The organism is Novosphingobium sp. FG90, from assembly GCF_057808725.1.
The window spans coordinates 1-7,874 of record NZ_JBMDIO010000069.1; the positions used below are offsets into that span (position 1 = coordinate 1).

Genomic DNA, 7,874 nt, shown 5'->3' on the forward strand with positions numbered 1-7,874 from the left:
CGGTCAAGCACCCGCTTGCATCGCGTCCCTTGCTGCAATGGCCGGATCTCATCGGCGAGACGTTTCTCGTGTCGGGCTATGATCCCAGCGATGCGATCCGCGAACTGCTGGAGGATCGCTTCGCACCGCTCCAGGTCTCACCGCCCATCGTCATCCATGACATCAGCACGCGGGGCGTCATTAACATGGTCGGTGCAGGACGCGGTATCTGCCTTTGCCTCGATTCCATGCTCGGCGATCAGTATGCGGGCACCGTCTTTCATGAACTGACGGGCGCGATCGGACCCGAATATGTGACCAGCTTTGCCTGCTGGTTGGATGATAACCCCAATCCGGCGCTGAAACGCCTGCTCGCTCGTCTGCATCGACAATATGCTGGAGCGATGAAGATCGAGTCGTCCATTACATATCCGGGAGGAAAATCATGAAAAGGACCGCGATTCTATTGGTCATGCCTTTGCTGTCGACATTGACAGGCTGTGCTTCCATTGGCCGGATCGAAACACCGGGCGAGAAGGCTTCGGCTTATGGCTATGTTCCGCTTGATCCCTTGCCGGTCGATCAGGCCAGCGGTGCGGACAGCTGCACGGAGACATCTGGCGGAGGCAATGTGACGGCCAACGCCGATGTTCTCAGCAGACTGCCAGACCAGACGATCCGGTTTGCGGTCGCGACATTCGACCAGACGAAGGGGAGCCTGACGTTCGGTCCAGCGACGCTCACCAGTAAGGGCGGCCAGTATAAGGCCGTGCTTGACTATATTCAGGCCGATGCGGTTCCCGAAATATTCTACATCCGCAAACGTGTGACGGTGCCAGGCCAGACTCAGAGCGTTCCGGTTGCGCTCAGCGATCCCTTGCCGATGGGCGGCAAGATCATCGGTTATGATGCTGTCATCTCCAACAGTACCGGCATGCAGGCGGCCCTACAGTCTGTGGCTCCTGCGGAGGTTGCTCTCGCACGCTCCCGTTTCCTGGAGGCGGAAGCCGAGAAATTCGCGGAAGGTCATTATCAACAGGTAACAGTGCCGGTCTATGTCGGGATAGGCCTGCGTCTCTCCGCTGACATCCTGTCCCTGCAGGGTGGCCTCACATTGGCGGGGCTGTCCGCGATCGGGGCAGAGGCTGAAGCGAAACGGGTCACCGGGACGCTCACGGTCCAGTCGCTCGGCGTCAGCGGTAAGAGCATTGCGACTGCCTTGCCGTTGCCGAGCAAACTCGACCAGACCACGATCGAGAATGCGATCCTTGCCATCGGCAATATGCGCGCCACGCTCTATGCAACCGGTCAGGGAACGAACGATCTCTACAAGCAGCCGCGTATCGTTGGTCTCTATTCGCCAGTCGGATCTGACCCGCTGCTGATCAACGCGCTCTATTCCGAATTGTCGCGAATCAGACCGCGCTGGCTGGTGCCTTGCGGGGCGGCCGGACAAGGGAAGTCCTGACCGGCCTGTACGCCACTGCCTGTCTTTTTGCGCTGGCTTTCGCTGCGATCAACGCGCTGTTGAACCGCGCAGCTTTCTGCGTCTCTTACTCATCCCCATCGCGCCGGGCGGATCATCGCCAGCGCGCTCGAACGGGGATATGTCATGGGCGCAGCCAGCCAGAGATCGGAAGTCCATGCACGCGGCGCGCGGATGCTGCGCACCGCCATGGGCACGTCGATCGCGGCATGGCTCGCCGATCCTACCGTCATCGAAGTCATGCTCAATCCCGATGGCCGCCTCTGGATCGACCGGCTCGGCGAAGGGATCAGCGATAGCGGGGAGCGCCTGTCGCCTGCCGACGGCGAGCGCATCATCCGCCTCGTCGCCCATCATGTCGGGGCTGAGGTTCACGTCCGATCGCCACGCGTCTCCGCCGAACTGCCGGAAAGCGGCGAGCGCTTCGAAGGCCTGCTGCCGCCGGTCGTGACCGCACCGGCCTTTGCGATCCGCAAGCCCGCCGTCGCGGTCTTCACGCTCGACGATTATGTCGCGGCGGGCATCATGTCTCGTGCCGAGGCCGAGGTGCTGCGCGCTGGCGTCGCCAACCGGCTCAACATCCTCGTTGCGGGTGGCACCGGCACCGGAAAGACCACGCTCACCAACGCGCTTTTGGCGGAAGTCGCGAAGACTTCCGATCGTGTGGTGCTGATCGAGGACACGCGCGAACTGCAATGCGCCGCGCCCAATCTCGTCGCGATGCGCACCAAGGATGGCGTCGCGTCGCTCTCCGACCTCGTGCGCTCCTCGCTGCGCCTGCGACCCGACCGCATCCCGATTGGTGAGGTGCGAGGAAGCGAAGCGCTCGACCTTTTGAAGGCCTGGGGCACCGGTCATCCCGGCGGGGTCGGCACGATCCACGCCAACACGGCCGTGGGTGCGCTGCGTCGCATGGAGCAACTCATCCAGGAAGCCGTGGTGACCGTGCCCAAGGCGCTGCTCGCCGAGACCATCGATCTCGTCGCCGTGCTGGTCCGGCACGGCACCGGGCGGCGCCTCGCCCAGCTCATGCGCGTCGAAGGCCTCGATCCTGCCCTCGGCGACTACCGCCTCACGCCCGCAACCCCCGACATCGGAGAAAAACCATGATCGATCTGTCCCGCCGTCCCGCCCATCGGCTTGGCGCTGCACCTCTCGCCCTTTGCATGGGCCTCATTGCGCTCGCGAGTCCCGCTTATGCCTCGGGCTCGTCCATGCCATGGGAAGCGCCGCTCCAGTCGATCCTCGAATCGATCGAAGGCCCGGTCGCCAAGATCGTCGCGGTGATCATCATCATCGCGACCGGCCTGGGGCTCGCCTTCGGCGATACCTCGGGCGGGTTCCGGCGGCTGATCCAGATCGTCTTCGGCCTGTCGATCGCCTTTGCGGCGTCGAGCTTCTTCCTCTCCTTCTTCTCCTTCGGCGGCGGAGCGCTGGTATGATGGAGGCTGGGCAAGAAGAGGTGCCGGGGTTCCTGGCGCCGGTCCATCGGGCATTGTCCGAACCCATCTTGCTGGGCGGCGCCCCGCGCAGCCTGGCCATCGTCAACGGCACGCTCGCCGGCGCGCTGGGCCTCGGCCTGCGGCTCTGGCTCGCGGGCCTCGCGCTCTGGGCCATCGGTCATGCGCTCGCCGTCTGGGCCGCGCGGCGCGATCCCCAGTTCGTCGATGTCGCCCGCCGTCACCTCAAATATCCCGTCTGGATGCGGCCATGATCAACCTTTCCGAATATCGCGCCAAGGCCGCCTGCCTTGTCGATTTCCTGCCCTGGGCCGCGCTGGTGGCAAAGGGCGTGGTGCTCAACAAGGACGGATCGTTCCAGCGCAGCCTTCGTTTCCGCGGACCCGATCTCGACAGCGCGACACCAGCCGAACTGGTCGCGGTGACCGGGCGCCTCAACAATGCGCTGCGCCGCCTCGGTTCGGGCTGGGCGGTGTTCGTCGAGGCGAGCCGCGTGCCCGCCCAGGACTATCCCGACAGCGCCTTTCCCGATCCGGTCTCCGCCTTGGTCGATCAGGAACGCTACGAACAGTTCTGTGAGGAAGGCTCCCATTACGAGAGCTTCTACCATCTGACGCTTCTGTGGATGCCGCCCGCCGAGGATGGCGCGCGCGCGGAGAGTTGGCTCTATGAGGGCAAGTCGGGTTCCGGCGTCGATCCGCATGAACTTCTCAAAAGCTTCATCGACCGCACCGATCGCGTCCTGCATCTGGTCGAGGGCTTCATGCCCGAGGTTGCCTGGCTCGATGACGGCACCACGCTCACCTATCTGCACAGCACGGTATCGACCAAGCGCCAGCGCGTGCGCGTGCCGGAGACGCCCGCCTATCTCGATGCGCTGCTCACCGACGAGGGTCTGACCGGCGGGCTCGAACCCATGCTGGGCGAGTATCATCTGCGCACGCTCACTATCACCGGCTTTCCGACCGCGACCTTTCCCGGCCTGCTCGATGAACTCAACCGGCAGGCCTTTGCCTATCGCTGGTCGACCCGCGCGATCATGCTCGACAAGACCGATGCCACCAAACTGCTGACCAAAATCCGGCGGCAATGGTTCGCCAAGCGCAAGTCGCTCGCCGCGATCCTCAAGGAGGTGATGACCAACGAACAGTCGGTCCTCATGGATTCCGATGCGTCGAACAAGGCGGCCGATGCCGACCTGGCGTTGCAGGAACTGGGCGCGGACGCGGCCGGCATCGCCTATGTCACCGCGACCGTCACCGTCTGGGATCGCGATCCAGCCCTCGCTTCGGAAAAGCTGCGGCTGGTCGAGAAGGTCATCCAGGGCCGCGACTTCACCTGCACGATCGAGGGCATGAACGGCATCGAGGCATGGCTCGGATCACTGCCCGGTCATGTTTACGCCAATGTCCGGCAACCGCCGATCTCCACCCTCAATCTCGCCCATATGATCCCGCTGTCCGCGGTCTGGGCGGGGCCGGAACGGGATGAGCATTTCGGCGCTCCCCCCTTGCTCTATGGCAAGACCGAAGGCTCGACCCCGTTCCGCTTTTCCCTCCATGTCGGCGATGTCGGCCATACGCTGATCGTCGGCCCGACCGGTGCGGGCAAGTCGGTGCTGCTGGCGCTCATGGCGATGCAGTTCCGCCGCTACCCCCAAGCCCAGATCTTCGCCTTCGACTTCGGTGGCTCGATCCGCGCCGCCGCGATCGGCATGGGCGGGGACTGGCAGGATCTCGGCGGCGCGCTGCATGAAGGTGATATCGGCGACGGCGTCGCGCTGCAACCACTGGCCCGGATCGACGAGCCGGGCGAACGCGCCTGGGCCGCCGAATGGCTGGCCGCGATCCTGGCCGGTGAAGGCGTTTCGATCGACCCCGCCGCCAAGGAGCATCTCTGGACCGCTCTGACGTCGCTGGCGTCCGCCCCCGTTGGAGAACGCACGCTCACTGGGCTTGCGGTGCTGCTGCAAGCCCAGGAGCTCAAACAGGCGCTGGCGCCCTATTGCGTCGGCGGTCCCTGGGGACGGCTGCTCGACGCCGAGACCGAGCAGCTGGGCGAGGCCTGTGTCCAGGCCTTTGAGACCGAGGGGCTGATCGGCGCGGCCTCGGCCGCCGCGGTCCTCGCCTATCTCTTCCATCGCATCGAAGGCCGGCTCGACGGGCGCCCCACGCTCATCATCATCGACGAGGGCTGGCTGGTGCTCGATAGCCCGGCTTTCGCCGCGCAGCTGCGTGAATGGCTCAAGACCCTGCGCAAGAAGAACGCCAGCGTCATCTTCGCCACGCAAAGCCTCGCCGACATCGAGACGTCGAGCATTGCGCCCGCCATCATCGAAAGCTGCCCGACCCGCATCTTCCTGCCCAATGAGCGTGCGGCCGAACCGCAGATCCGCCAGGTCTATGAGCGCTTCGGGCTCAATGCCCGGCAGATCGAGATATTGAGCCGGGCGACTCCCAAACGCGACTATTATTGCCAGTCGCGGCGCGGCAACCGGCTGTTCGAACTGGGGCTGGGCGAAGTGGCGCTCGCCTTTGCGGCGGCCTCTTCGAAAACCGATCAGCGCGTGATCGGCGAACTGGTCGCTGCCCATGGCCGTGCCGGCTTCGCTGCCGGCTGGCTCAAGCATCGCGGTCTCGACTGGGCCGCCGGCCTTCTGCCCGAACCCGCATCACCGTCCGACCCGGACGATCCCTTCCTGCCGCTCGATCCCGAGGAGTTCAATCCATGAAGACGCCGTCGTTTCGCCGGGCCCTGCTGGCCGGCATCGTCAGCCTGACCGCGCTGGCCGGGCCTGTGCTCACCACGCCGGCGCAGGCGCAGTTCGGGGGGATCGTCTATGACCCCAGCAATTATGCGCAGAATGTGCTGACCGCCGCCCGTTCGCTCGAGCAGATCAACAACCAGATCCGCCAGATCGAGAACCAGGCGACCAGCCTCATCAACGAGGCGAAGAACCTCACCAGCCTGCCGGTCTCGACGCTCTCGACCCTGCAGCAACAGGTGCAGCAGACGCGCCAGCTTCTCGGGCAGGCCCAACGCATCGCCTATAATGTCCAGGACATCCAGAGCGCCTTCACCCAGCGCTACAACGGCGCCAACCTCACCGGCTCGCAGGCGCAGATGGTCGCCAATGCCGAGGAGCGCTGGAAGGACAGCGTCGGCGCGTTTCAGGACGCGCTCCAGGTCCAGGCCGGTGTCGTCGGTAATATCGATGGGGCCAAAGCGAGCATCGACACATTGGTCGGCGCGAGCCAGTCGGCGAGCGGGGCGCTGCAGGCCTCCCAGGCCGGCAATCAGCTGCTCGCGCTCCAGTCGCAGCAGCTCGCCGACCTGACGGCTGCGATCGCCGCGCAGGGTCGGGCCCAGACGCTGCAAGCCGCGCGTGATGCCGCCACCGAAGCGGAAGGCCGTGAGCGCTTCCGCCGCTTCCGGGGCAATTGAGATGCGGCGGCCGGGCCGGATCGCGCTTGGCGTGGCGATGATCGGCCTGATGCTGGCCGTGACGGTCGGCATCGCGATGGTGCGGCCGGAAAGCGGTGGGCCGGGAAACGGGGCGCTGGCGGGGAACGCAGCGGTTGGCGCGGCCGCTGGCGCTGCGCCCGGTCCCGCCACCCGCACTCTCGCCCGCTGCCGCACCCTCACCATGCCCGACAGCGGCTGTGAGGCAGCCTGGGAAGCGCGGCGGCGCCATTTCTTTGGAGAGGATAAGCCCCAATGAACGATACCGGCGTGATCGACAGCTTCCTGTCGGTCTTTACCAGCTATATCGACAGTGGCTTCGGCCTGCTCGGTGGCGAGGTCGGCTTTCTCTCCTCGACCCTCATCGTCATCGACGTGACGATTGCCGCCCTGTTCTGGGCCTGGGGCCAGGACGAGGACGTTCTCCAGCGTCTGGTCAGGAAGACGCTCTACATCGGCGTCTTCGCTTACATCATCGGCAATTTCTCGAACCTCGCCAACATCCTGTTCCAGAGCTTCGCCGGGTTGGGGCTCAAGGCCTCGGGCGGCGGCATGGCGCTCTCCGACTTCATGAAGCCCGGCACCGTCGCCGCGACCGGCCTCACCGCCGCCAAGCCGCTGCTCGACGCTACCGCCGATCTTCTGGGACCGGTCGGCCTTTTCACCAATTTCGTGCAGATCCTCGTGCTGCTCATTGCCTGGCTGATCGTGGTGCTGGCCTTCTTCGTCCTCGCCATCCAGGTCTTCATCACCATCATCGAGTTCAAGCTGGTGACGCTCGCCGGCTTCGTCCTGCTCCCCTTCGCCTTTTTCGGGCGCACCGCCTTCATGGCCGAGAAGGTGCTCGGCCATATCATCTCGTCGGGCATCAAGCTCCTCGTCCTGGCCGTTATCACCGGCATCGGCACCACCCTGTTCAGCCAGTTTACCTCCGCAGGCGTCGGCGCCGATCCCACCGTCGAACAGGTGATGGCGATCGCGCTCGCCGCGCTGACGCTGCTTGGTCTGGGCATCTTCGGCCCCGGCATTGCCAATGGCATCGTCACCGGTGGCCCTCAGTTGGGCGCTGGCGCCGCGGCCGGAACGGCATTGGCTGCAGGCGCGACATTGGGCGGCGGTGTGGCGGGAGCCCGCCTCGCCGGTGGCGCCGCGATGGGCATGGCAGGCAGCGCCGCCACAGGCATGGCCCGCACGGCTGGCGCTGCTTCGGGTGCCTATAGCGCTGGCGCGGCCGGACGATCGGGCGCGGCGGCGGTCGGCGCAGGCCTCGCCAATGTCGGCAAGAGTAGCGGCGGCGCGGTGGTCTCGCCGCTGCGCCGCGCCGCGCAAAGCCTCAAGCAAAGCTATGCCGATGGCCGAAGCGCAGCTTCAGGCGCCGCCGCCGGTGCGGGGGCGCAGGCTTCCGCCGCCGCATCCGGCACCGGATCCGCCGCGGCCGCGCCGCCCGCCTGGGCTGCGGCGATGAAGCGCCGGCAGGCGATCACCCA

At 65.7% G+C, this 7,874-nt stretch carries 9 protein-coding genes; all 9 read left to right on the top strand.

All coding sequences use genetic code 11. The features are described 5' to 3' along the window. Nucleotides 1-428 (top strand): LysR substrate-binding domain-containing protein (locus ACODRZ_RS26060; RefSeq protein WP_488973109.1); only part of this gene is annotated, 428 nt, incomplete at its 5' end. Continuing rightward, the gene (locus tag ACODRZ_RS26065; RefSeq protein WP_130753346.1) at nt 425-1,447 is read left to right on the top strand and encodes a hypothetical protein; all 1,023 of its coding nucleotides are present in this window, start codon (nt 425-427) and stop codon (nt 1,445-1,447) included. The genes ACODRZ_RS26060 and ACODRZ_RS26065, both read left to right, overlap by 4 nt. 192 nt (nt 1,448-1,639) lie before the next feature. Continuing rightward, nucleotides 1,640-2,575, top strand: coding sequence for a P-type conjugative transfer ATPase TrbB (gene trbB / locus ACODRZ_RS26070; RefSeq protein ID WP_174827299.1), 936 nt, complete (start codon nt 1,640-1,642; stop codon nt 2,573-2,575). Beyond that, entirely contained in the window at nt 2,572-2,907 is a 336-nt protein-coding gene (locus tag ACODRZ_RS26075; RefSeq protein ID WP_087574336.1) for a TrbC/VirB2 family type IV secretion system protein, read from the top strand. Before trbB ends, ACODRZ_RS26075 begins: the two co-directional genes overlap by 4 nt. Beyond that, nucleotides 2,907-3,179, top strand: coding sequence for a VirB3 family type IV secretion system protein (locus ACODRZ_RS26080; RefSeq protein WP_087574335.1), 273 nt, complete (start codon nt 2,907-2,909; stop codon nt 3,177-3,179). Before ACODRZ_RS26075 ends, ACODRZ_RS26080 begins: the two co-directional genes overlap by 1 nt. Continuing rightward, nucleotides 3,176-5,656 carry a conjugal transfer protein TrbE gene (gene trbE, locus ACODRZ_RS26085; protein ID WP_087574334.1) on the top strand — a complete coding sequence of 827 codons (2,481 nt, stop codon included), beginning with the start codon at nt 3,176-3,178 and terminating at the stop codon, nt 5,654-5,656. Before ACODRZ_RS26080 ends, trbE begins: the two co-directional genes overlap by 4 nt. Next, nucleotides 5,653-6,369: a P-type conjugative transfer protein TrbJ gene (gene trbJ, locus ACODRZ_RS26090; protein WP_087574333.1), complete on the top strand. Its 717-nt coding sequence runs from the start codon at nt 5,653-5,655 to the stop codon at nt 6,367-6,369. The genes trbE and trbJ overlap by 4 nt, the downstream gene beginning before the upstream one ends. Before the next feature lies 1 nt (nt 6,370). Then, the gene (trbK-alt, locus tag ACODRZ_RS26095) at nt 6,371-6,646 is read left to right on the top strand and encodes a putative entry exclusion protein TrbK-alt (RefSeq protein WP_176392337.1); all 276 of its coding nucleotides are present in this window, start codon (nt 6,371-6,373) and stop codon (nt 6,644-6,646) included. After that, a partial coding sequence (gene trbL, locus ACODRZ_RS26100) for a P-type conjugative transfer protein TrbL (protein WP_488973108.1) occupies nt 6,643-7,874 on the top strand: 1,232 nt, incomplete at its 3' end. The genes trbK-alt and trbL, both read left to right, overlap by 4 nt.

Coding starts and splice junctions, on each gene's coding strand:
- trbB (WP_174827299.1), top strand. CDS start 1,640: ATGCTGCGCACCGCCATGGGCACGTCGATCGCGGCATGGCTCGCCGAT.
- ACODRZ_RS26065 (WP_130753346.1), top strand. CDS start 425: ATGAAAAGGACCGCGATTCTATTGGTCATGCCTTTGCTGTCGACATTG.
- trbE (WP_087574334.1), top strand. CDS start 3,176: ATGATCAACCTTTCCGAATATCGCGCCAAGGCCGCCTGCCTTGTCGAT.
- trbK-alt (WP_176392337.1), top strand. CDS start 6,371: ATGCGGCGGCCGGGCCGGATCGCGCTTGGCGTGGCGATGATCGGCCTG.
- ACODRZ_RS26080 (WP_087574335.1), top strand. CDS start 2,907: ATGGAGGCTGGGCAAGAAGAGGTGCCGGGGTTCCTGGCGCCGGTCCAT.
- trbJ (WP_087574333.1), top strand. CDS start 5,653: ATGAAGACGCCGTCGTTTCGCCGGGCCCTGCTGGCCGGCATCGTCAGC.
- ACODRZ_RS26075 (WP_087574336.1), top strand. CDS start 2,572: ATGATCGATCTGTCCCGCCGTCCCGCCCATCGGCTTGGCGCTGCACCT.